A 23,829-nucleotide genomic window follows, 5' to 3' on the forward strand; every position below is an offset into this window, starting at 1 on the left:
TATACGTCTACTTGTATTGATTTGTGTGACCGATATTAATCATTTTCAGGTTCTAAAAATTGGTCAACACCATTTTCGCAGTGTTTTAGCTTGTTTTTAATCGTGTTTTCTAAGATCTCATCGTTCTGACCCAGCGACGCGCGTGAGTTTTCTATGTGGTAGAGATGGTAGCCTACCCCGGCAAACTTGAGGTATAAGCGTGACTTACCCGCATTTAGCATACGATGAACAAATTCGCTATCTTCTCGTCCCCAACCGACAAAATCTTGGTTGAAGCCATTCACTTCGATGACATCTTGTCGCCAAAACGCCATATTACAGCCACGAGTTGCTTTGTCGTTGTTGCGTTCGTATGAGAACCAGCTCGAGAGTAGTGAGTTGGTAATGCAGTTCTTACGGTTGCGGATCCCTTTGCTAAACACCGAAGGAACCAAATCGTTTTCCATAATTTCACGGCTGCATGCTTCGTCAGTAAGAACTCGACCACCTTGAACAAACCAATTTGGTTTTGCCACGTGCTTATGAGATTCGATAAAGGTCCGTGACAACACCATGTCACCATCAATCATAATTAAGTAATCGCCAGAGGCTTTCGCGATTGCACGGTTGCGGCTCATAGAAAGCTGGAAGCCATTGTCTTCATGCCAACTATGTACCAGAGGCGTCGGAAAACCTTCACGCATTTGGTCAATCATTGCTTTAGTATCTTTACGAGACCCATCATCGGCCACAATGACTTCATCAGGTAAAACAGTTTGACGTTCTACACTTTCTAAAACAGATTTTAAGGCTTCTTTCCAGTTATAAGTGGTAATTATTAACGTTGTTTTCATTGTTTTTTTGCCTGTTCGCGTAAGTATAAGTCGATGTATTTAACGAAAGTAGAATGCATGCTCAGCCATGCAAGGATGAAACCATGCTTACCATCAAGAAAACCACGTTTGAGAATGTACATCTTCAAAAAGCTAGCTAACGCATGGATGATAGCCGTACTGAGACCGGATTTTTTCCTACCCTCTCGCTCGTCTGCCCAAGCTTTTAGGTAGCCAGTAGTTTTGTGGATATAATGATGGAGGTTCTCATACGTATAATGATGCAGTCTTCCGTCCAGCTTTTTGATTGCAAAGCCTTTATCTTCAACTTTTTCATGCACGAGCGCATTATTGTAATGAGTATACTTAGTGCGATAAAGACGAACGATCCAGTCTGGCGACCATCCGGAATGATAGATAAACTTACCAAATGCGGCACTCAGGCGATTTACTTTGTACAGAGTGTTTGGTTCATCTTTTTCGACGGCTTTTAAAATACTGTCTTTCAGCTCTGGTGTGACTTGTTCATCAGCATCTAACCAAAGCACATAATCAGCAGTGACATATTGTTGGGCAAGCTGACGCTGCTTACCAAAGCCCGGCCATTCTAAATTGGTGTAGAACTTATCGGTATATTGCCTTGCAATCGCTTCAGTTTGATCGGTGCTTCCTGAATCCAGCAAGACAATCTCATCAACCCAATCTTTTACTGTTTCTAGACAAGCTTGAAGGTGTTTTTCTTCATTCTTTACAATTAAGGCGACTGCCAACGTGGGTTTAGACAAGGTCATCTCCTGATTGAGTTGTGTCATTCGTCAATGTAGTTTATTGATATTAAGAATATACATCTTGTAAAACGCGATCAAACATGGCGATAACACATTGACTGGAAATTCTATTCATCGCTTTTTCATCTTTCACACGTGTTCTCCAGCTCAGTTGTTGGCTGGTTTTGCCTGTTTCAGCCCAAATGGCCTCTTCATACACTGAAACGGCGTATTGCAAATAGCGATAAGGTCCAACGCGAGCTGGATTGTGATGAGCATATAAACCAATCACAGGGGTATTCATAGCACTGGCCATATGGGCAGGGCCAGTATCAGGCGAAATGACCATCTCAACGTGATCAATCAGCGCCAGCATTTGCATAATGGAGCTTTTACCTACTAAGTTTAGACAAGGTTCGCTCAGTAATGACTGAATACTTTCTGCAAGATCAACTTCCACTTTTGCTGGGCTTCCTGCCAAGATAACTTGCCAACCTTTTTGGCGGGCATGGTTAATGACATCGACATAGCCCTGAGCATGCCAGTTCTTATAGGCTTTACTGGCACCTGGAACGATCAGTAAATGTGGTTTATCTTTCTGGAGTTGTGCATTTGCCCACACTTTATCTGTTTCTGGATAAGTTAAAGACCAAGTGGGCTCTGTAGGAACCACCCCTAGCTGATAGGCAAAAGCCAGCAGTCCATCTGCTACATGCAGTGAAGGTGGGGAAGGAACTTTTACGTTGGTAAATAAGGTTTGAAAATCTTGACTGCGATCAGCAGCAAAACCTAGGGTGTACTTAGCCTTAATCCCTAACGTGACCACACTAGCTCGAAGTGCATATTGCATGTGCAGCAAGGCATCAAACTCACGATCTTGTAACTGACGCCACACAGCTTGATAGCCTTTGAACCCTGCTTTTTTATCAAAAACAATGATCTCAATACCTTCTACGGCTTGGAGGAGTTGAGCTTCGAGTGCGCTGGTTATCCAAGTAATTTGCGTCGTAGGCCATTGTTTTTGAATCGCCTGAGCAGTTGCAATGGCATTACACACATCACCCAAGGCGGATAATCGTAAAATACACAGAGAGGCAGGAGCTGAAGTGAACATAGTGTCTGTCTAGTAAGATAATTTAAGAGCAAGTAAATTATGCAGACATTGCTAATAAATGTAAAATGGGCACTTGCAATTATTATAATCAAAGAAAGAAGAAAACGATGTCACAAAAACAGCCTAATTCAACGCCAACCTCTGGTAAGCCGGGTAATACTGGTCTAACTCGCATCATCAAAGCTGCGGGGTTCTCTATGCAAGGATTAAAAGCCGCTTTTAAATATGAAGCCGCTATTCGTCAAGAACTTGCACTGCTGGTCATTGCCATCATATCCGTTTGCTTTTTAGATTTAAGCGTTATAGAGCGCATTATCATGCTAGGAGTGGTGGTATTGGTATTGATTGTGGAGTTGCTTAATTCGGCCATAGAAGCGGTTGTTGATCGAATCGGTACGGAGTACCATGAACTCAGTGGTCGAGCAAAAGACATTGGCTCTGCTGCGGTTTTGGTCGCTATGCTGTTTGCGGGCTTTGTATGGCTGTACATTATTACTGGTCATTATCTATAATGTTATCACTACCTGAGTGTAAACCATGATTAAGTGCCTCCAACAAGACAACAGTATGATTTGGTTTGATGATCAAATCATTTATAACCCACACCAATCGCTGTTTGATGCTCAATATTGGCAAAAGCAAGACAAAGTTGTGGGTAGTGCTTCTGGGCGTGGTACTACATGGTTTATCCAACTTAATGATTTACAAGTCGCTTTACGCCATTATCGTCGTGGTGGCTTGTTTGGTAAGCTTATCAAGGACCATTATTGGTTCGCAGGGTGGGAGCAGACTCGGAGCGCACAAGAGCTTAAATTACTGCAATTGCTCATTGATGCAGGGGTCAATGTTCCCCGACCGATAGCTGCGAGAGCAGTCAAAATAGGCTTAACTTATAAAGCGGATTTATTAAGTGAAAGGATTGCAAATGCTCAAGACTTAGTCAGTCTTTTGCAAGAAAAGCCATTATCGGAAGCCATGTATCAGAAGATAGGGCAAGAAATTGCCAAGATGCACAATGCCAACGTGAATCATACTGATCTGAACATTCACAATATTCTGATTGATGACAAAAGAAAAGTATGGATTATTGATTTTGATAAATGCCGTCAGCAACCGGATGGTGATTGGAAGCAAGGCAATTTAGAGCGTTTGAAGCGCTCGTTTTTTAAAGAATTGAAGAAACGCCAGATACATTGGCAAGAAAGCGACTTCGCTGTGCTTGAAAAGACGTACTCTTTAAGTCTTTAGGTGCTAACGACGAGCAGTCAAAAATTTAAATTTGGCTATCTTATTAAGGCAAGCCAAGTTGAGTAGTTTAAGTGCAAATTCAACTACAATTAAACAAGATTTCTCGCACTTTACGTGAGCACAATAATTAAGCCGGTAACATTCATAATGAAAATACTCGTAACTGGTGGTGCTGGTTTTATTGGCTCTGCAGTCATAAGACACATCATTTGTGATACACAAGATACCGTCATTAACCTAGATAAATTGACTTATGCGGGTAATTTAGAGTCCTTAGCGGAAGTATCGGATAGTGAACGTTACCATTTTGAGCAGGTTGATATCTGTCAACGTGACGAGCTTGATCGCGTATTTGAAAAGCATCAACCTGATCTCGTGATGCACCTTGCGGCGGAATCACACGTAGATCGTTCCATTGATGGACCTGCGGCATTTATTGAAACCAATGTCATTGGAACATATCACCTTCTTGAATCGGCACGCCAATATTGGTCGACACTTGATGATACACGCAAAGCCACTTTCCGTTTTCATCATATTTCTACCGACGAAGTGTATGGTGACCTAGAAGGTACGGATGATTTGTTTACTGAAACTACATCCTATGCGCCGAGTAGCCCTTACTCCGCTTCTAAAGCATCCAGCGATCATTTAGTTCGAGCTTGGCTGCGAACTTACGGTTTCCCAACCGTTGTTACTAATTGTTCGAATAACTATGGACCTTACCATTTTCCAGAGAAGTTAATCCCTCTAATGATCCTTAATGCATTAGATGGCAAACCGTTGCCAGTTTATGGCGATGGTATGCAAATCCGTGATTGGTTGTTCGTCGAAGATCATGCTCGTGCTCTTTACAAAGTAGTGACTGAGGGTGAAATCGGTGAAACATATAACATTGGTGGTCACAATGAAAAAGCGAACATTGAAGTCGTGAAAACCATTTGCTCGTTACTTGAAGAGTTTCGACCAAACAAACCTGCAGATGTTGAATCTTATGAATCGTTGATCACGTATGTGAAAGACCGACCAGGTCATGATATACGCTATGCAATTGATGCAACAAAAATTGCTCAAGAGCTTAACTGGACGCCTGAAGAAACATTCGAAAGTGGCATTCGAAAAACCGTTGAATGGTATCTAAACAACCAGCAATGGTGGCAACGTGTGCTTGATGGTTCATACAGTTTAGAAAGACTCGGAGCAGGTGAATAATGAAAGGTATTATTATTGCTGACGCTTATGGCGTGCCTGCTCACCATATTTCTTTTGATGACTTAGTGGAAGAGGTGACTTTAAGTTCTTCGATTATTACTTTTCTGTGGGACGAGAGTGTAATTTGCCAAGCAAAGTTTCAGAGTCCACTAGCCTTGAAGACTTATATGCTTTACCCAAGCAATACGATATCAATATAAATACTCCCCCCCTTTTAGATAGCTGCCCATTCAAAAAATAAAAATAAGCCCCAAAATGAACGTTTTGAGGCTTGTCTAGTTTATTTCGAGAGCGTATTTATGTACCTAGCTGGATGACTCACAAGGCCGTCCTGTATTAGTTCCTTGTGCTAAGCATAATGATATTAATGAGACAAATATAATAAAGGGCTGAACATGAGTCAAAGGGACATCAGTCAAAGCAGCAGTGGCGCAAACACTGATTGTTCCGATCACTATTAGACGGGGCAGAAAATCTAAACGCTGAAGCTGAGTGAGCGGATAAGTCACAAGTAACAAAAATAGCATCAACCCAATAAGACCATTTCTTACTAGTTTGTCTACGTACTGATTGTGGTAATGGTCCCAGGCAATGAACTCCTTTTTAAGTAATTTCTGTTCAAAGAGCTTTTGACGATATTCCTGATGTTGGTCACCGATACCAAGCAGTGGGTTATCAGTGATAGGGTAAATGCTCGAAGACCACAATTGTAAACGGATGCCGATAGAAGTTGTATATTGTGCTTGCTTAAGGTGCGTTATTTCATTTTTTGTTGAGTTTATACGCCCTATGATAGAGCTTGAATTCAGAATTATTGAAAATATACTTAATACACCAACAATAGCTAAGCGATTAACTAAGAGCTGCTTTTTTCGATAGGTCAGAATGATGATAATGGCTGCGGCAACCACCAAAGCTAAAATCACTCCTCTTGTTTGCCCTATTAATATCGAGTTCAAACTTAATGTAAAGCTTAGCAAGCCAACAGAACGCACTCGCTTAGAAGAAGATAGTAAGGCGTAGATAAGGGAGCAGGCGGCAACAACAGCTGAAATTGTGGTAAAAGTGATTGCATTGATAGGCCATAAAGCTCTTGGTGTATGCCAAATATGAGCATGTAAAAATGAACTAGTAAGTAAAACAATACTAGAAAGTAATAAATACCAATGAAGCTTTGAGAAAATCCTTCTTGATTCAAATGTTGGTATAGAAATAAATAATACGAGCATACAGGCATAAGCTCTCAGCATCCCTGTTGAGCTTCCATTATTGTATTCTTGAAAAAGAATAGCAGAAAGTAACATCAAAGCAAGGATCTGTAACCACCGGTTACTGGTTAGATTACTTAAAATCGCTTTAGGGCCGTAGTAGCAGCAAGAAATTACTAGTGAAATGCTTATCAACCCCACCAGGGCTTTGTATGCATGATTGGTCGTCAATTGGCCCGAAAAAATCCACAAAAATGGGGGAAGTGATATCAAATATCCGATCTTTTCTTTTAAAGGAAGTTTTTTTGTATTCATTTAATTTTTTGACCTATATTGAGCTAAATTGTAGTACTGCGTAGCCATAAACTCTACAGTAAACTTTTTATTAAGAGGCACGATAAATTTATTCTTTTCCTTATGCAGCTCCAAGATTTTTTCTTTTAAACTTGAACTGTTTAACTCACAAAGGCAATGTTGATACGTCTCACCAAAAATTTCACTAGGGCCGCTTTGACAGTCGGTCGATATCGTAGGGGTACCTAATGCAATTGATTCTGCGATGACGATAGCAAAGCCTTCATAATCGGAGCAAAGTATCAAACCAGCAGCATTTGCCAACCATGGGTAGGGATTCTCACAAAAGCCAAGAAGTTTAATTCTTTGAGCAGCATTGGGGTTATCAGTGATGATTCCTTGTATTCTCTGGGTTATTTCAGTATCTCTTTCTCCAAGTAAAACAAGGTCAGTATCTTTTATATCAGAATCAATATAGGATTTTACGAGGCGATCTTGCCGTTTAGCTTCATTAAAATTGCCAATATGGAGAAAGTAGTCTTTGTTAGGAGCAATGAATTCCTCTTGAGAGAGCGTAGCTATTGATTCCGTTGAAACACCATTATAAATAGTTGTGGTCCTGTTGATCTTAAAGTTTTTGTTTAGATCTTCTTCTATTCCTTTTGAGACGCAAATGACGGGTAAATTTCTGTAAATTAAAAAGATTTTTATTTTCTTGATGAGCTTGCCAAGAGTGTTTTTTTTGCTTAATTTATTTTTTGAAAGATTACTATGAACAACATGATAAGCATTCTTAAACCGAGAGTATTTCATCACTTTTGATATGGTGTCTAAGTGGCAAATAATGAGGTCTGGCTCATCTTGTGTAATATTTTCTTTAATGTAATGATCGATGATTTTACATTTACTCTTGTTGGCTATTTTTAAACCAAGAAAATTTCTCTTTTCAGTGTTTAGTTTATGTATTATTACAGATTTTGGTTCTGGTGTTAGGCCTTTATAGGGCTTTGTTGTAATAATATGAACAAAGCAATCCTCAAGTTTAGCTAACTCTTGACTTAAATTTATAACAGAGCTCTCTACACCTCCACCTTTTAAGTGTGGGACAATCGAGATAATGGTCTTTTTTCTCATAATTATATTCTACCTATCATCTATCAATATTGATGTTGTTCTTTCAATTACGCCAACTTGTCGTGACATAAAGTATTTTAAGTCTTTATTTATATTCTTAATATTGTGATTTGAGCTTAGTAAGATAATAATAGATTCTGATAGTGCTTGTTTATGATCAATAATATTAATTATCTCTTTTTTGAGTAGTGTTGATACAATCAATTCAAAGTTATAATAACTTGGTCCGGTAATCACAGGGACCCCCAATGCTGCCGGCTCTAACACATTGTGTCCACCAACTTTATCGCCAATTAAACTACCACCCATAAAACAAACATCAGCAGCACCAATAAGAGTTAACATTTCACCCATGGTATCGCCAAGATACACTTGGGTCGATGTTGTTACGGCTTCTTGGCTTGTACGGCGAGCAGTTTCAAAGTCTAGCTTCTGGCAAAGCTCAAATACGTTGTCGAAACGTTCTGGATGGCGAGGAACAAGAATCAATAGTGCGTCAGGGTGTGACTCTAGAACTTGTTTATGCGCTTCAAGAACTTGCTCGTCCTCACCTTTGTGGGTACTTGCTGCAATCCAGACTGGGCGATCGCGGCCAAGTTCATTGCGCAGTGCTTTGCCTTGCTCTCTAACCGTATCCGATATTTGAATATCAAACTTTATTGAGCCTGTAACAAAAAGTTTGTTTTTCTCGACCCCTAAACGTTCGAAACGCTCGGCATCTGACTCTGTCTGGCAAAGTACTTTATCCAGACAAGGGGCTAATAGGTTAAACAGTGGCTGAACTTTGGCGTAGTTCTTACACGACTTTTCAGATAGGCGAGCATTGACCACGATGATAGGGATTCCCGCATTATGGACAACATTAAGCGTGTTTGGCCAAAGCTCGGTTTCGATGATCAACATTTGCTTTGGGTGTATTGCCTTTAGAAAGCCTTTCACGGCAAAGCTAAAATCGATAGGCATATAGCGGTGTTCAACTAAGTCACCCAACTTAGCAATTTGTTCTGCACCAGTGCTGGTTGTGGTGGTGACCAAAATAGGTTGGGTTGGGTTTTTCTTTTTTAACGCTTTAATGAGTGGAATAGCAGCGATGCTTTCACCTACCGAAACCGCATGAATCCAAATGGGGGGCTCAGTTGCTTCTAGCTTTGGAGTAATACCAAAATGCTCTTTCCATCGTTGGCCAAACTTGGGCTTGTTTGGTTTGCTTTTATACAAACCAAACAGTAGCAAAGGAGAAGCGATGGCGAGTAATAAAGTATATAGGCCTCGAATTAGCATGAGCTGACCGTTATTGCTTCCAGTTTTTGAATACTACTGAGTACTTGCTTCGGGGATAACTCAGTTAAACACTTAAGGTGCTTAAACTCACACTCACGCTTAAAGCATGGACGACAGTCAATGTCAGTGTGAACAATCTCTACCTTTTCCGCCAGTGGTGGCGTGTATTTGGGTGAGGTTGAACCATAAACTGCCACCACATTACAACCAACGGCCGCTGCCACGTGCATAAGGCCTGAGTCGTTTGCTACTACAGTTTGACACGCCGCCAGCAGATCAACTGCTTCAATCAGGCTTGTTTGCCCGGCTAAAACATGAATTTGGTGCTGATGTTCCTGAGGGACTAATTGTTTGATGTTGTTACAGGTCTCCAGGTCTTTTTGTGAGCCAAATAGCCACACTTGTTTTCCTGAATGCGCCATTGCTGAGGCGACTTCTGCATAGTGCGCTTCGGGCCATTTTTTCGCAGGGCCAAACTCCGCACCTGGGCATAGGCCAATAGCAGGCGCTTCTTGGTTGAGATTAAACTTAGCAATAGCTTCAGCTTGCTCTTGTTTATCAATAAACAGGCTTGGGCGAGGTAGGGTTTCTAAACCACCCAGTGAGGAGGAGTCAACCATCTCCGTTTGTGAATAGGCTAATGCCACATAGCGTTCAACCATGAATTGAAAAGACTTCATATTTGGACGCAAGTCATTAAGCAGCCCGTAGCGCATTTCGCCTTTCCAGCCCGTGCGAAGCGGAATATTGGCAAACCAAGGAATCAGGGCAGATTTTGCCGACTTAGGCAGAATGTAAGCGTGATCATATTGCTTTTCACGTAGAGACTTGCCAATTTCACGGCGACCCAATAAGTTGAACTCACCATGACCGATAGGCATTTCAATCGCTTGGTGGATCTCTGGCATACGCTCAAGAATGGGTTTACACCAACCGGGTGCAATTACGTCAATTTGGCTTTGTGGATGAAGCTGCTTTAAAACGATGTACAGTGACTGGGACATCACCATATCACCAACCCAAGATGGTCCGATGATGAGTATTTTCATGCTTTGTTCTTCCAGTACATAAACTTAAGAATGGACTCGTAGGTTCTGAAGAGCTCTGCGTAGATCTTATTAGGTAGGGTCATCTTCGACTTGTCTTTTCTTTTAGTACCAATGGTTGAAGCGATTTGAGCTCTAGTGAAAAGGTCTGGGGCAACGCTGTAAGTCTGAACATTATGGCGCCATGGTTTTTCCATGTAGTCATCGACTGGTTCGATAAACTCTTGAGCATGTCTAACAAACTTAGAGGCAGCTTTCGGTGTGACAATATAAGCGGTGGTACCACAAGTCCCAGCAGAGTAGCCTCCGAGCATATGATTATCATCAATCGGTGCGATTGGAGTGAATACCCGCTTCTTAGTGGCAGACAACTTAATGTAGTCATAAGTAGAAGTCAGCGGAAAGGTATGTGCGAGTATTTGCTTCAATCCTTCTACAGGATCGACGTTATCTTCTAAGATGATTATCGGTTCATCGAGCTCAGTACAGCGAACCCACAACTCGTAGTGGCTTGAGAAGCAGGCTACTTCACTGGCTTTTAATTGATACCCTTTGCGGTGCTGAGTAATGGTTGGACGGTTTTTTTCTGAATGAAGAAAACCGTCAATAGAGCCATCTACGGCATCAAAAAATTCAAACTCAACGCCCTGTTGTTTTAACCTTTCTTCTATACGTTCTCGGCGATCTAGCGATCGAGCCAAGCTTACGACAAATACTTTCACTGAACTTTCCAATCGCTATCATATCTCGGTTTAAAGAGGTTGTAATAATTATTGCCATTTTCTTGTGAGCGGAGCAACTGCAGTATCCACATATATTGTTCAGGTTTACTGGCAACAAAGTACTCAATTGCTTGGTTACAAGTACGTGCATCTTGTTCTTCACCTTTGTCTAACTCGAACGCCGGTAAGATTTCGATATCAAACGAGCCATCTTCGCTATTTATTGAAGCGAACATAGGCAACACTTTAGCGCGCGATAGTTTGGCAATTTTACCTAAGCCAGGCAGGGTGGCTTTACGAGTGGCAAAAAAATCGACAAACACACTGTGCTCAGGACCATGATCCTGATCGGGCAGGTAGTAGCCAATATAGCCATCGCGAATCGATTTTAAAAACGGTTTAATACCGCCAGAGCGTTCGTAAACGCGGCCGCCATATTGCACTCGTTGTCGGTGCATCAACCAATCTGCGACTTCGTTTTTCTGTTTCTTTGCCATGGCTGATACCGGCATGCCCATCGAAGCAAGCAATACCGCTGGCACATCAATAGCCCAAGAATGTGGCACCATCAAAATGACTTTTTCATCGTTATCAATGTGCTTTTGTAGGATGTCTAAACCACGGATCTGACAACGTCGCTGCAACCACTTAGACGAACGTAAGCTGAGTAAGCCAAAGCGAAAGAAAAACAAAGCGGCGGTGTAAAGTGTCTTTTCAATTAAAGCTTCACGTTCTGCAAATGATTTTTCAGGAAAACACAGCTCGAAGTTCACTCTAATTCGATGAATTGGGCCTTTGGAAGACTTAACCATTTTGCTGGCGATGATTTTAGCCAGCCATTTTTGCAGGCTAAAAGGCAGTAGAGAAAGAGGCACAGCAAGTATCACCCCAAGCCAAGTAAGCCAATATTTGGGCGCAAGGAAATGGCGCTGAAAGACTGGGTTATAGGCCTTAGGATCGAAGTCATTACGTTGTTCAGTCATCAGTTTGCAAGTACCTAGTACAAAGGAAAAAGCCGTCGCTCATCACTCAATTGATATTTTTAACTATAACAGAATAAACAAGGCAGGGGATATCCTGCCTTGTTTGATAGCAATAAGATTAACCGTTTTGTATCGCAAGATATTCTGCGACACCTTGTGCTACGGTTTTGAACTCGACGTCACAGCCAGCCGCACGAAGCTTAGTAAGATCGGCTTGAGTGAATTCTTGGTAAGCACCTTTTAAGTGCTCTGGGAATGGGATGGTCTCGATTTCACCTTTGCCATGGTATTGGATCACCGCTTTGGCAATCTCTTCAAAAGACTCAGCATTACCTGTGCCTAAATTAAAAATACCTGATACTGCATGGTTTAAAAACCATAGGTTAACCGCTGCGACATCACCGACATAAACAAAGTCACGCTTAAAATGGCCGCTACCTGCAAACAGTTTTGGATTTTCACCTGCGTTCATTTGGTTATTCAGGTGGAAAGCAACAGAGGCCATGCTGCCTTTGTGATCTTCACGTGGGCCATAAACATTAAAGTAACGGAAGCCAGTGATTTGCGACAGTTTCTCACCATGTTGCTCGGCATCTTGCCATAAGCGACGTACGTAGTTATCGAACTGCTGTTTAGAGTAACCGTAAACGTTAAGAGCACCTTCGTACTCACGTTCTTCAATGAAGGTTTCGGTTTCGCCATATGTGGCAGCAGATGAAGCATAAAGGAAAGGAATTTCACGGTCTAAGCAGTAATGCAGCAGCTCTTTTGAATACTCGTAGTTATTGAGCATCATGTATTTGCCGTCCCACTCGGTCGTCGCAGAGCAAGCCCCTTCATGAAATACCGCTTCGATAGGACCGAAATCATCGCCAGCCATCACTTGTGTAAGAAAGTCATCACGATCCATGTAATCGGTGATATCCAGATCAACCAGATTTTTAAACTTTTTACCGTTTTTTAGGTTATCAACCACCAGAATATCGTTAATTCCTGCTTCGTTGAGTGCTTTAACAATATTGCTGCCAATCATGCCAGCACCACCAGTTACGATGATCATAAGACTTCCACCATAGATTAAAATTTTCTTCAGAATTTTAGCAAGAAACGGAAAGTAGCGCTATTGGTAGGGATAAACTAGGTTCTAGGTTCTAGGACCTAGGACCTATGACCTATGACCTAGAACCTAGAACCTTTCCCATATTCCGTATACCAAAAATATATTCAAGAACTGTTGAAACACACGAAACACCCTGTATGCTCCTTCTAGGACCCTAAAACCTACTCCCCAGACGCATTCGGACGTTGATACCACGGATTACGTTCATCCGTTAGCTCAATCAAGCTGTATTTACGTCCTAGCTTTTGACCACCATCTCGAGTGAGAGGCTGCCAGCTAAAGAAGGCGCGATTATTACTTGGCTTCACCGTCATAATATCGAATGGAATCGAGACATAGAATCCTTTGGTAAAGCTGCCTTCACCAAACTCATCGGCTGATAAATCACTGATTGAAGCAAACGCTCCGGCAATGACACCACTCTTAAACTGTTTTGCGACATTGATCTGAGTACCCACATCACCGGCTAAGAACTGACCGACATCGACTTGGATCATTAAGTCTTGTAGGAAATTCCATTGCGGGAAGTAATAGCCAGACACAAAGCCAGTAAAGCCTTTATCGATCACTTCAAATGGGCGGCCGTATTCAGGGATTTGCTGCCATTTTTGATCGTAGACACCGAAGTAGCTTTGCGGGTCACGCTGAGAGATCAGGTTAATATCGGCACCGATGGCCCAGTTTGCGCCTTGTGGACGGTAAAGCACTTCGGTACCAACCCCTGCAAACATACTCTCGAGATAACCGGCATAAACTTGCTGATCAACGCTATCGCCATACTCTTGGAACCACGTCATTTGAAGGTTAGACATGGTCACAGGGTGCTCATTTTGGTAAGCACGGAACATGGTACGCACGCGAGGAACCGAAGTCGCATCTGGTGGAGTGACGAAGTTAAATTTATCGTAGTTGTTGTACCAATCCCAGTAGAGAGAGCCGCCAAATTCGAGATTATCAGTCAGCCAGTAGGAAGCGCTGCCAGTTAAACCGACACTGAATAAATAGAATGATTCAGGGTTACCCAATGTTTGAGCCAACTTTGGCGAGAAGCCCCAATCAAAACGCTCAAAGCCATCATAAGTGGGTGTCCCTTGCGGCTGTGCACTTGAGTTGGAGGTGGCATCTTCAATGCTTGGGTTGAGATAATTTACTTCAGCAAAGTCGCGATACTTGTTTTTATCGATCACGGTTTGGTTGCTTAAAATACCGCCATTACGCTCGTTGATGGTAAAAGTCTCAATCTCTTGAGGCATCTGGTTGGTTAATACCGCTGCGGCTTTTTCATGCGCTTCTTTACGATCGCGGTATTTCTTCTGTTCACCGACGACAGATACCGTGTCACCATCGACATAAATTTGGGTATTTTGATAGCCTGCAATCTTATCCAGATCTTCTGTGACACGTTGCCAATCAACATCCGACAACTGATCTGGTTGCTGTTGGCTTATGGCTGGAGTTGGGGTATCACGCCAAAACGATGGCATATCATTAAAGTTGGTATTGAGGCTAATCCCTGCAACTAAAGTATCCCCGCGCTCATAACTTAAGCGCAGATCGCCCATGGTGCCTAAACGGTAAAGTGCACCGATGTTCCATGGCGTGTGGGGTGTCATATTAACGTCACCGCGCATGACAGGAAAATCTTCGCTATAGTCGTTACTGTCGTATTCAAGCTTAAAACGCAGTGGAGCATATAAGGTTTGATATTCAATGCCACCAAAGAGAGCCGAAGTGCCTTTAAACCAACGTTCAAAATCGACACTGCCGCCTGTTCCTTTATAGTCGGATGGACGAGAGCAGTATTTATCGGAAGCTTTACAGGCTGGGTTAGTGATATTGTCACGAGTGCCTAAATAGCCCCAACCTAAACCCAAGGTAAAATCAAACGTACCGACATTGGGGTGAGAGTAGCGCTTGGTAGCCGCGAAGTATTCACCATCAAATAAGCCAGTACCGGCAAAATCACGAATGCCCACGGACAACTCAGGCAAATAGTGTGACTCTTCCAATAAGCGAACCTTAAAGTCGATGCCCTTATCGGTATATTTCGTTTTACCAGAAAAGCTAGGGTCACTGCTATAAAGCATATCGTTAACTAGGGTGTAGCGCAGTGTGGTTTCTAGCCAAGGCAGCACTTGTAAAGTAACGTTATAAAACAGGTATTCATCACTGCCCGTCACGGCAAAGTTAAATTCACCTTCCGGTGCCATACGGCCGGTTGGCATTTGCATCAAGCCAACGCCACCAAAGTCCATTTGAGAGGGTTGCAGTGGCGGCACTTCAAAAGGCATCTCTTGAGCCCAAACCAACGCTGGGCTGATTAAACAGAGCGATAAAGGGGTTCTAATCAGGTTCATGGTTATTTCTTCGTTGCAGTCGGGATACGCTGACTAAGCAGTTGGACGATGTCTTGATCCATGGTTGAGGTTTGGTAATCCTCAAATGGAATGTACACCATGGTCAGTGGTGGCAAGTAATATTGTGTGGTCAGCCAGCGGCCATGATGAGGCTCTACCACTTCTCCATCTGGGTAAATCAGAATCGGCGGTTGAGGCAGAGTCGCGAGCTCTTTTGTTGAGGCTAGGCTGTCAAGTTGCGCTTTTAAAGCGATGCCTGGCAAATTGCTGACTCGGTAAAGGCCATCGAGGTTGCCCAAGTAAAGTACGTTTTCTTCTCGTGCTGGAGCGCTCAGGGCCAGTAGGCCGGTTAAACGTGGATTGGCAAATTTATCTAGACGAATCGCATCAATATCGACGCCAGACAGCACTCGCGGAGCAAATTGACTCTGCTGAATAAACTGATAGGTTGGATGAGTGACGAGGTTATGCTGAATCATTTGATTCAACACCGAATTTTTACGTGCCATGCTGCTTTGCTCAGCTTGTGGAGAGCGATCAAAAATCGTCACGGCCAAAGGGTACTGCAAAGTCATACCTTGTGCTTGAGCCTGCTTTAAAACTTGCTCAAGGCGGGCAGGTTGCTGAAATTGTAAGGCTTGCTGCGTGCCAATCAGTTCAACTTGTAAGGGAATATCTTGCTGAGCGTGTACTTGTGTTAGCGCAGAAGAGAACAATGCCCAACTGGCCCAAGTCATCATCTTCGCTAGGCGCGATAAAGGTAACCATCTTTTGCTCATGATTTGCTGTACTCTCTTAGAATGGTCAATTCGACAGGTACCATCGAAGGCCCTAAGTGTTGGCGTGTTTTAATCACTTTTCCTTGAGCATTAACCCAATAACGGTTGTGTACTTCGCGGGATAAACTCGGAAACTCAACCCGTTCTTCATAGACGTCGGCTTGAACAGTGTTAAGGGGTGTTTCTACGCTTTGTTTGCCTTGATAGCTGCGTGTCACCTGAGCAGGGAAGCCATAGCGATATTGTTCTGGCCAATCATAAGAAAGGGCGTAACTGATCGTTGGTGTGGTTGAGTAGCTAGGTACGTCACCATAAACCCCAGCAAGGTTACCCGCTTGTAAACCGAGAGTTTTGACGATGTGCCCATTTTCGGTCACTACCATGGCGTTATCAGCACTGACCCATTTAAGTTGGGTCTTGCCTGTTAATGGGTTGGGTTCAGCAAACGCTAATACCACAAAAACTTGTTTTTGGTCGCCAATTTTTAAATAGGCGCTGGCATAAGGCACGGCGTTGATCTCATCGGCGGACATCTCAACGTCGATATAGTTACTGTAAGCTTCTTGAACGGTGGCGGATACATCATTAAATTTTTGTGTGCAGCCGAAAAGCAAGCCAAATAGAGGCGCGACAATCAACAGGCGTCGCCAAGATGGAGGAAGGATGGAGGCCATGATGCTCTCTCATAAATACGCTGGTACAAATAAAATCGCCCTGAATGATTCAGGGCGATTATCTCTCATTCTACAAAACTAAATTACTTAGTTGATACTGAAGTAGAAGTAGAAGTAGAAGTAGACGTTGAGTCGCTATCAGATGCTGCAACTGCAACAATAGTAACTGCTGCTGCTGCACCTACTGCTACTGCAGTAGTACCAGTTGCAGATGCAGATGCTGTACCTGCGCTGCCTGCTTCTTCTGCTGCAAATGCAGTTGATGCGCTTAGAGCCATAAGAAGAGCTAGTGCTGTATTCTTCATTATTAATCCTTGTATTTCAGATTTTAAAACATCGATGTTTGGTTTGTTCATAACATACCAGCTCCCATTTTAGATAAAAAACGAGCAGCATGTAAACAGTTTCTTACTTAATGAATGTTTTTCTAAATAAAGACTCGCAAAAAAAGGGGGAGTTAAGGTCCTAGGTTTTTGAGGACCTAGGATCCTAGGGCCTAGTTCCTAGGAGCTGTTTCTTTCATCATTCCGTATTCAACTTGCACCTAACCAAAACTTCCTTACGCTACTTCTAGGACCCTAGGACCCTAGGACCCTAGGACCCTAGGACCCTAGGACCCTAGGACCTAGAACCTAGGATCTACAAACCCAGAAACCCAGATAAATAGAACCTTTCAAACTTTTCAGATAATTACCCTGATGGAACGATTTTGGTTATGTGATGATGTTTTTAAAGATGCGACGTAGTGACCCGGCTAAGCTTGCTGTTTTAGTCGGATCCGTGCATAATTTGTCAGTTTTTGTGTGGGTCTTCTCAAAACATCTTTTAAGATATTCAGATTGATTATAGTACACAAAATTTAACATTTTTATCAATAGCGTTATTGATTCATAACCTCGCGAACTGTGGCTGACGCGTAATGCCGCTGGGCGGTAGCGTAGCTAAATGTAGCTAGAGGCCGGAAACGGGATAGGTGCATAAATACATGGCCGCATGATGGTCCATCGATACTCAGGAATAGATACGTAATGAATAAACAACCATGGTTAGGGACGCTGAGTGCACTCTGTTTAGGGCTCAGTTCGTTTGCAGCATCGGCGGATTTCTACGCTGGGGCATTAATCAGTTATGCTGATGCAGAATACCGTGCTCCTACATCATCGACCTCTTTAGGATCGGTTGAGCTACTTAACCCGCCATCACCTTCATACAAGGTGAGTGATGCCAGCCCATTACTGATTCAAGCTCAAGCTGGGTACTTTTTTAATGACTACTTGGCACTTGAGGCACGTTATGGCACATCGATGCAAAGAGACGGCGGCTTAAATGTTGATCAACTGGCCAGTGCATATGTCAAAATGAATGTTCCTATCACAGATCGCTTTGCCATGTATGGTCTTACTGGCTATTCCAGCGTTGAGATCAATCAGCAACAAAATGGCTCTATTAAAGAGCAGGGTTTTAGCTTTGGCGTCGGGATGCATTTTGCGTTAAGCCGACACAACGCCGTCGTGTTTGAGTTTGTAGACAGTGCATCAGAAGAAAACTTGCGCCTTAATGCCTTTACCTTAGGCTTTCAGCACCGTTTTTAATTGTTAATTTTATTTTAATTATTAGCGGGCTCAGCTCAAAGCAGCTGGGCTTTCCCAATTTTGATTTACCATAGCGAATGATCATGCTCAAAGGATATTTCTCAATTGCAGCTTGTGTGTTAGCCAGCACCTTGATGTCGGCTGCACAGGCGCAAACGCCAACCCCTGAACAGATAAAAATGTTTCAAAGTTTGCCTGCGGATCAGCAACAGGCGCTGGCCAGTAAATATGGTATTACACTACCTAACGGCTCATCAGCTCAGTCGAGCGAGTACAATAATCCGCAAGTGATGGCACCTCGACCCATGGTCAGTGAACGTGTGCTCACTGAGCAGCAGCAAGCGGAAGCGGAGCAACAGCCACAAGGTTTAAAACGATTTGGCTTGGACTTATTTGCTGGCTCACCGACCACTTTTGCTCCTGTTGGTGATGTGCCTGTTCCTGCTGATTACACGGTAGGCGCCGGAGATGAAATCGTCATTCAGCTGTTTGGTAAAGAGAACAATACCCACCGTCTACGCGTAAATCGTGCTGGTATCATCAACTTTCCTTCTCTTGGCCCAGTACAAGTCGCAGGGATGAGCTTCTCTGATGTGCGTGAATCACTCAATCAACGCGTCAAAGAGCAAATGATTGGTGTACGCAGTGATATTTCATTGGGCAAAATGCGTACCATGCAAGTATTTGTCATGGGCGATGCTTACAAACCTGGCTCTTACACCGTAAGTGCGCTGACAACCATTTCGCAAGCGATTTACTACAGTGGTGGTTTTGATGAAAGCGGTGCGTTACGTAATATTCAACTCAAACGTAATGGCCAAGTGATCCGCAAGCTGGATATGTATGACCTGCTATTAAAAGGCGATGCCCGCAACGATGTACGCTTAATGCCCGGTGATGTGGTGTTCATTGGCCCAGTGGGTAACACCATTTCGATTGACGGTGAAGTCAACCGCCCTGCAATTTATGAAATCAAACCGGGTGAAACCTACCAACAAGCGATTCATATGGCGGGGGGCTTTACTGCAAACGCTCACCGTGATCAGGTTGAAATAAAACGCTACGCAGCCAAAGGCGCACGTAACGCGCTTACGCTTGATTTTAACCAAGCTCGCGATAAGCAAACCAAAGTGAAAGACGGTGATACAGTCAACGTATTAACCAAGAGCGAAGAGCTCACGCGTTATGTGCAAATTGAAGGTGATGTTCGCCACCCCGGCTTTGTCGAATGGAAATCAGGTCTACGTATTGCCAACTTATTCCAAGCCGTAGATACCTCGTTTAACTCAACCGCGGACGTTAATTACGCCGTTGTAGTTCGTGAAGTGAATCCACAGCGTGATATTGAAGTGTTCCAGATTAATTTGGCTAACGCAATTTTAGCGCCTAACAGCCAAGATAACTTAGAACTGCAATCGCGTGACCGAGTATTGGTGTTTAACCGCTTTAACAATGAAGATCTTGATGCCTTTGCGGAACAAGAAGTGACCAGCAAAGCGAAAACCTTAGAGCAAGCACAGCAGCAAGCGGAACAAGCACAACAGAAAGAACAAGCGGCCTTGAATTCATCTGTTGCGTTGCTCACGGCGCCACAAGGAAACTTGTCACAAGAGATGTTAGCTCAAGGTATGACGACTCAAGGTCACTTATCGGGCTCTCAAAACCTAAATGCAGAAGCTCATCTTCAAGGTAATAGGCAGCAGGTTAATTCAGGTTTAGTGATGGCCGAGCCTAAGATTATGTTCCATGGCCGAGAAATCACCCAAGAGGACTTTGATGCCATCAAGCAAAATACTCGCAGTTCTTTGCTTGCGCCAGTCTTACTGCAGTTGCAACAGCAATCGCGTTTAGGTTTAGCGCCACAAATTGCAGAAGTATTTGGTGAAGTAAAACATCCTGGCCGTTACCCAATCACACCACGAATGAGTGTGTCGAGCTTGCTGGCCGCAGCAGGTGGGCTGACTTATAACGCCTTTACCATCAACGCTGAGTTAGCACACACGGTGATCAATAATATTGATGAGCGTGCATCGATTGACGTTGAACGGGTTGATTTGCGCAAAGCGATTCAAGGTAATAGCAATGCAGATGTGTTGATCTCTGGTCGTGACCGCTTAAATATCCTTGAAAAGCCAAATGTGAAACTGCAAAGTACTGTGACCCTTCAAGGTGAAGTGCGCTTCCCTGGTACGTACACCGTGCGCCAAGGTGAAACCCTCGATCAGTTGTTAACACGTGCGGGTGGCTTGACAGAATTTGCTCACCCTCAAGGTGCAATTTTCACTCGTGAAGCTTTACGCCTACAAGAGCAGAAGCTGCTCAATCAATACGCGCAAGACATGCGTGCAGAAACGGCCAAAAAAGCTTTCCGTGCTGACGGCAACTTCAACTCGGTAATTTCTGACCCAGAAAAGACCTTGAAGTTTGTTGAAGAAGCCAGCAATAGTAAAGCTCTAGGACGCATGGTGGTTCAGCTTAACCGTATTCTTAAAGGTGACCACTCAGCAGACTTTATGTTGGAAGACGGCGACTTCTTATTTGTGCCAACCTTCCGTAATACCGTTTCTATTATGGGTGAAGTTCAAGTCCCTATTACGTACTTGCTGGATGATAAGCTGGATGTCGATGACTACCTGAACAAAGCTGGTGGCGCGAAAAAGCAAGCGGATGAAGACCGTATCTTTGTTGTCCGTGCCGATGGCTCGGTATACAAACCATCGTCTGGCTACTGGTTCGGCAACAATCATGAAGATCTAAAAGCAGGCGACACGATTGTTGTGCCAATTGACACCGATTACCGTGATGCTCTCAGCACCTGGACAGCTGCAACGCAGATCCTATACCAAACCGGTGTAGCGATTAATGCGTTGAAGTAAAGGATACTAGGAATAAAGATAGGTCCTAGGACCCTAGGACCTAAAACCTAAAACTTTTAAATCGATCTAAGGTGAAAGAGTAATGCGACAACTGGGGTTTGAAAAACTAGATGTTTGGAAGCGAAGTTGTCGTTTATCTTGTGACGTTTACAAAGAGCTAGAAAGTTGTAAAAACTTTGGCTTTAAAGACCAATTAACAAGAAGTGCTCTCTCAATTGCTTCTAACATCGCTGAGGGTGAAGAGCGTGAAACGGCCAATGAGTCTGCAAGGTTTCTTTACATTGCAAAAGGATCGGCGGGTGAAGCGATTACCCAACTTTATATTGGGATAGAAGCGGGATTTCTTGATAAGCAAAAAGCGCTCGTTCTAATAAGCGAAACCAAAGAAATCTCAGCCATGCTTGCAGCACTTATCAAGCGAAGAAAAGGCTCAGTAAGAGAACCTAAAGCAAAATACCAAAGTTATAAGGACTCTAGGCACTAGGCCCTAGCTCCAAAATACACAAATTCACGAATAAGTAATTTAGGTCCTAGGATCCTAGGACCTAGGACCTATCAATTATTTTATCGATCCTAGTCCCTAGGATCCTAGGACCTAATGAATCCATGGAACCAAAAAAAGAACACCAACAGAATTATTTACCTTACCCGCCGCATGCTCAACAGCCAGCAGATGACGAAATCGATCTGCGCGAACTGTTTAAAGCCTTGTGGAAAGGGAAGTGGATTATCCTTATTACCACTGCCATTTTCGCCATTGGTTCGGTGTTGTACGCGTTAAGCTTGCCCAATATCTATAAAGCAGACGCATTACTAGCGCCGGCGGAAAGCTCGAATGGTGGTGGCTTGTCACAAATGGCAGGACAACTTGGTGGCCTAGCTGCAATGGCGGGGATCAACCTTGGTGGTGGTGAATCATCAAAAACCGATCTAGCGGTTCAAGTGCTCAAGTCGCGCCAATTTATCGATGCGTTTATTACCAAGCACGACTTATTGGTGCCATTAATGGCGGCTAAAGACTGGGACCTAGCCAATAACCAGTTAATCATCGACGAAGAGCTTTACAATCCAGAATCGGACAAGTGGCTTAGAGAAGCAAAAGGCTTACGTGGCGCCGAACCAAGCGCTCAGGAAGCGTTTGAAGAATTTAATAAAGACGTTTTATTGATCAACCAAGATAAAGAGAGTGGTTTATTTACATTGTCAGTAAAACACTATTCTCCTTACATTGCTCAGCAGTGGGTGAATTGGCTAATCGAAGACATCAACAAAGTGATGCGTGAGCGCACCATCGCGGAAACCTCTCAAAATCTTGCCTACCTCAATACTCAATTAGAAAAAACCGCTGTTGCTGATATGCAAAGCACTTTTTATAAGTTAATTGAAGAGCAAACCAAAAGCTTGATGTTAGCTGAAGTACAAGAAGAATTCATATTCAAAGTAGTGGACCCTGCAGTGGTGCCAGAATTGAAAGAAGGCCCGAAAAGAGCACTGATTTGCATACTAGGTACCTTAGTTGGAGGAATGCTTGCTATTGTTATTGTTCTAGCGCACTTTGTATTTCGCAAAGAAGATACGGAAGACCCAGAACTTTGAATCTAGGGTTGTGTTTCCTATTGGTGCGATTTTTTAAATAATAAAAAATCATATTTAGAATGAGCGGCCTGAAATAGGGTGTCTCAAAATGATAAATAATATATCAGTTGGAGAATTCCACTGAAACAATAATTTAATAAATGAGGTTGATATGTTTTTGATTGCAGGGCCTTGTGTTATTGAGTCTGAAGGGCTAGTAGTAGACACATTTGGTAAATTAAAAGAAATAACAGATAAACTTGGTATTGAATATATTGCAAAGTCATCATTTACAAAAGCAAATCGCTCTTCTGCGAAAGCATTTACAGGACCTGGAATTAACGATGGTTTGAAAATACTTCAAAAAGCGAGAGAACAATTAGGTGTAAAAATTATTACTGATGTCCATGAAGACACCCCTTTAGATGAGGTTGCATCTGTCGTAGATGTACTCCAAACCCCTGCTTTTTTAGTACGACAAACGGGTTTTATTCAAAGGGTCGCTTCTATGGGGAAGCCTGTAAATATTAAAAAAGGTCAATGGATGCACCCTGCTGAAATGGCTCCAGTGGTTGAAAAATGTCGTGCAGTTGGCAATGAGGATATTTGGTTATGTGACCGAGGTACGAGCTTTGGTTTTGGCCAGCTCATTAACTATATGCCTGGATTAACCATTATGAAGGAAACGGGATGTAAAGTTGTAATGGATGCGACACATAGTGTTCAAATGCCAGGGGTATTGAATGGTTCAACAGGTGGCAATCGTTATCATGTTCCTGCTATAGCAAGAGCTGCTGTGGCAGTAGGTATCGATGGCTTATTCATTGAAACTCACCCTGACCCTAATAATGCTCTATGCGATGGCCCTAATATGTTACCTTTAAAACATATGGAAGAGCTCCTTGAAACTCTTTTAGAGATTGATGAGGTAGTTCATCGCCGTCCTTTTATTGAATCAAAATTAGCTTGATACCATGTCTTAAATATTAGCTAAACCTATTAAGTTAAGGCTGTTTGAAGCATATGAAGTCATTG

At 43.0% G+C, this 23,829-nt stretch carries 22 protein-coding genes and 1 pseudogene; 9 read left to right on the forward strand and 14 right to left on the reverse strand.

Annotated features, from left to right (window positions below):
- Positions 1–35 precede the first annotated feature (35 nt).
- The 3 genes from BS333_RS01160 to BS333_RS01170 are packed head-to-tail and all read right to left on the reverse strand — an operon-like array spanning position 36 to position 2,693.
- Entirely contained in the window at positions 36–833 is a 798-nt protein-coding gene (locus BS333_RS01160) for a glycosyltransferase family 2 protein (RefSeq protein ID WP_021708987.1), read from the reverse strand.
- Complete coding sequence (locus tag BS333_RS01165; RefSeq protein WP_021708986.1) at positions 830–1,597, reverse strand: glycosyltransferase family 2 protein; 768 nt, start codon at positions 1,595–1,597, stop codon at positions 830–832. Before BS333_RS01165 ends, BS333_RS01160 begins: the two co-directional genes overlap by 4 nt.
- Positions 1,598–1,646: 49 nt before the next feature.
- Complete coding sequence (locus tag BS333_RS01170) at positions 1,647–2,693, reverse strand: glycosyltransferase family 9 protein (protein WP_021708985.1); 1,047 nt, start codon at positions 2,691–2,693, stop codon at positions 1,647–1,649.
- A gap of 107 nt (positions 2,694–2,800) precedes the next feature.
- Here BS333_RS01170 and BS333_RS01175 point away from each other — a divergent pair, with 107 nt between their 5' ends.
- The 4 genes from BS333_RS01175 to BS333_RS01190 all read left to right on the forward strand — a co-directional run bounded on the left by BS333_RS01175 (position 2,801) and on the right by BS333_RS01190 (position 5,353).
- Entirely contained in the window at positions 2,801–3,205 is a 405-nt protein-coding gene (locus BS333_RS01175; protein WP_021708984.1) for a diacylglycerol kinase, read from the forward strand.
- A 25-nt stretch (positions 3,206–3,230) separates the two neighbouring features.
- Entirely contained in the window at positions 3,231–3,941 is a 711-nt protein-coding gene (locus BS333_RS01180) for a 3-deoxy-D-manno-octulosonic acid kinase (RefSeq protein WP_033003496.1), read from the forward strand.
- 147 nt (positions 3,942–4,088) lie between these two features.
- The gene (gene rfbB, locus BS333_RS01185) at positions 4,089–5,153 is read left to right on the forward strand and encodes a dTDP-glucose 4,6-dehydratase (protein ID WP_021708982.1); all 1,065 of its coding nucleotides are present in this window, start codon (positions 4,089–4,091) and stop codon (positions 5,151–5,153) included.
- Positions 5,153–5,353 carry a hypothetical protein gene (locus BS333_RS01190; protein WP_021708981.1) on the forward strand — a complete coding sequence of 67 codons (201 nt, stop codon included), beginning with the start codon at positions 5,153–5,155 and terminating at the stop codon, positions 5,351–5,353. The genes rfbB and BS333_RS01190 overlap by 1 nt, the downstream gene beginning before the upstream one ends.
- 105 nt (positions 5,354–5,458) lie before the next feature.
- On the opposite strand, the gene BS333_RS01195 is transcribed toward BS333_RS01190, so the two are convergent.
- The 11 genes from BS333_RS01195 to BS333_RS01245 all read right to left on the reverse strand — a co-directional run bounded on the left by BS333_RS01195 (position 5,459) and on the right by BS333_RS01245 (position 17,056).
- The gene (locus BS333_RS01195; RefSeq protein ID WP_021708980.1) at positions 5,459–6,676 is read right to left on the reverse strand and encodes an O-antigen ligase family protein; all 1,218 of its coding nucleotides are present in this window, start codon (positions 6,674–6,676) and stop codon (positions 5,459–5,461) included.
- Positions 6,677–7,789 carry a glycosyltransferase gene (locus BS333_RS01200; protein WP_021708979.1) on the reverse strand — a complete coding sequence of 371 codons (1,113 nt, stop codon included), beginning with the start codon at positions 7,787–7,789 and terminating at the stop codon, positions 6,677–6,679.
- A 9-nt stretch (positions 7,790–7,798) separates the two neighbouring features.
- Positions 7,799–9,070 (reverse strand): lipid IV(A) 3-deoxy-D-manno-octulosonic acid transferase, encoded by a 1,272-nt coding sequence (gene waaA, locus BS333_RS01205; protein ID WP_021708978.1) that lies wholly within the window; start codon positions 9,068–9,070, stop codon positions 7,799–7,801.
- The gene (waaF, locus tag BS333_RS01210) at positions 9,064–10,119 is read right to left on the reverse strand and encodes a lipopolysaccharide heptosyltransferase II (RefSeq protein ID WP_021708977.1); all 1,056 of its coding nucleotides are present in this window, start codon (positions 10,117–10,119) and stop codon (positions 9,064–9,066) included. The genes waaA and waaF overlap by 7 nt, the downstream gene beginning before the upstream one ends.
- Positions 10,116–10,838: a glycosyltransferase family 25 protein gene (locus tag BS333_RS01215; protein WP_021708976.1), complete on the reverse strand. Its 723-nt coding sequence runs from the start codon at positions 10,836–10,838 to the stop codon at positions 10,116–10,118. Before BS333_RS01215 ends, waaF begins: the two co-directional genes overlap by 4 nt.
- On the reverse strand, positions 10,835–11,821 hold the full coding sequence (gene lpxM, locus BS333_RS01220; RefSeq protein WP_021708975.1) for a lauroyl-Kdo(2)-lipid IV(A) myristoyltransferase: 987 nt from the start codon (positions 11,819–11,821) through the stop codon (positions 10,835–10,837). Before lpxM ends, BS333_RS01215 begins: the two co-directional genes overlap by 4 nt.
- A 118-nt stretch (positions 11,822–11,939) precedes the next feature.
- Entirely contained in the window at positions 11,940–12,881 is a 942-nt protein-coding gene (rfaD, locus tag BS333_RS01225; protein ID WP_021708974.1) for an ADP-glyceromanno-heptose 6-epimerase, read from the reverse strand.
- Positions 12,882–13,102: 221 nt separating this feature from the next.
- On the reverse strand, positions 13,103–15,298 hold the full coding sequence (locus tag BS333_RS01230) for a YjbH domain-containing protein (protein ID WP_021708973.1): 2,196 nt from the start codon (positions 15,296–15,298) through the stop codon (positions 13,103–13,105).
- 2 nt (positions 15,299–15,300) lie between these two features.
- Complete coding sequence (locus BS333_RS01235) at positions 15,301–16,077, reverse strand: capsule biosynthesis GfcC family protein (RefSeq protein WP_021708972.1); 777 nt, start codon at positions 16,075–16,077, stop codon at positions 15,301–15,303.
- Complete coding sequence (locus BS333_RS01240) at positions 16,074–16,751, reverse strand: YjbF family lipoprotein (protein WP_021708971.1); 678 nt, start codon at positions 16,749–16,751, stop codon at positions 16,074–16,076. The genes BS333_RS01235 and BS333_RS01240 overlap by 4 nt, the downstream gene beginning before the upstream one ends.
- An 83-nt stretch (positions 16,752–16,834) precedes the next feature.
- Positions 16,835–17,056, reverse strand: coding sequence for a hypothetical protein (locus BS333_RS01245; protein ID WP_033003494.1), 222 nt, complete (start codon positions 17,054–17,056; stop codon positions 16,835–16,837).
- Between the two features lie 723 nt (positions 17,057–17,779).
- On the opposite strand from BS333_RS01245, the gene BS333_RS01250 reads away from it, so the two are divergent.
- The 5 genes and pseudogenes from BS333_RS01250 to kdsA all read left to right on the forward strand — a co-directional run bounded on the left by BS333_RS01250 (position 17,780) and on the right by kdsA (position 23,764).
- Positions 17,780–18,343, forward strand: a complete 564-nt coding sequence (locus tag BS333_RS01250; protein ID WP_021708969.1) for an outer membrane beta-barrel protein — start codon at positions 17,780–17,782, stop codon at positions 18,341–18,343.
- Between the two features lie 368 nt (positions 18,344–18,711).
- Positions 18,712–21,219 (forward strand): annotated as a pseudogene (locus BS333_RS01255) (SLBB domain-containing protein); the annotation flags it as partial.
- Between the two features lie 82 nt (positions 21,220–21,301).
- The gene (locus BS333_RS01260) at positions 21,302–21,703 is read left to right on the forward strand and encodes a four helix bundle protein (protein ID WP_021708967.1); all 402 of its coding nucleotides are present in this window, start codon (positions 21,302–21,304) and stop codon (positions 21,701–21,703) included.
- A 122-nt stretch (positions 21,704–21,825) separates the two neighbouring features.
- Entirely contained in the window at positions 21,826–22,815 is a 990-nt protein-coding gene (locus tag BS333_RS01265) for a Wzz/FepE/Etk N-terminal domain-containing protein (protein ID WP_021708966.1), read from the forward strand.
- A 136-nt stretch (positions 22,816–22,951) separates the two neighbouring features.
- Positions 22,952–23,764 carry a 3-deoxy-8-phosphooctulonate synthase gene (gene kdsA / locus BS333_RS01270; RefSeq protein ID WP_033003490.1) on the forward strand — a complete coding sequence of 271 codons (813 nt, stop codon included), beginning with the start codon at positions 22,952–22,954 and terminating at the stop codon, positions 23,762–23,764.
- Positions 23,765–23,829 lie beyond the last annotated feature (65 nt).

This window comes from Vibrio azureus (assembly GCF_002849855.1).
In the GTDB taxonomy this organism is placed as follows: domain Bacteria; phylum Pseudomonadota; class Gammaproteobacteria; order Enterobacterales; family Vibrionaceae; genus Vibrio; species Vibrio azureus.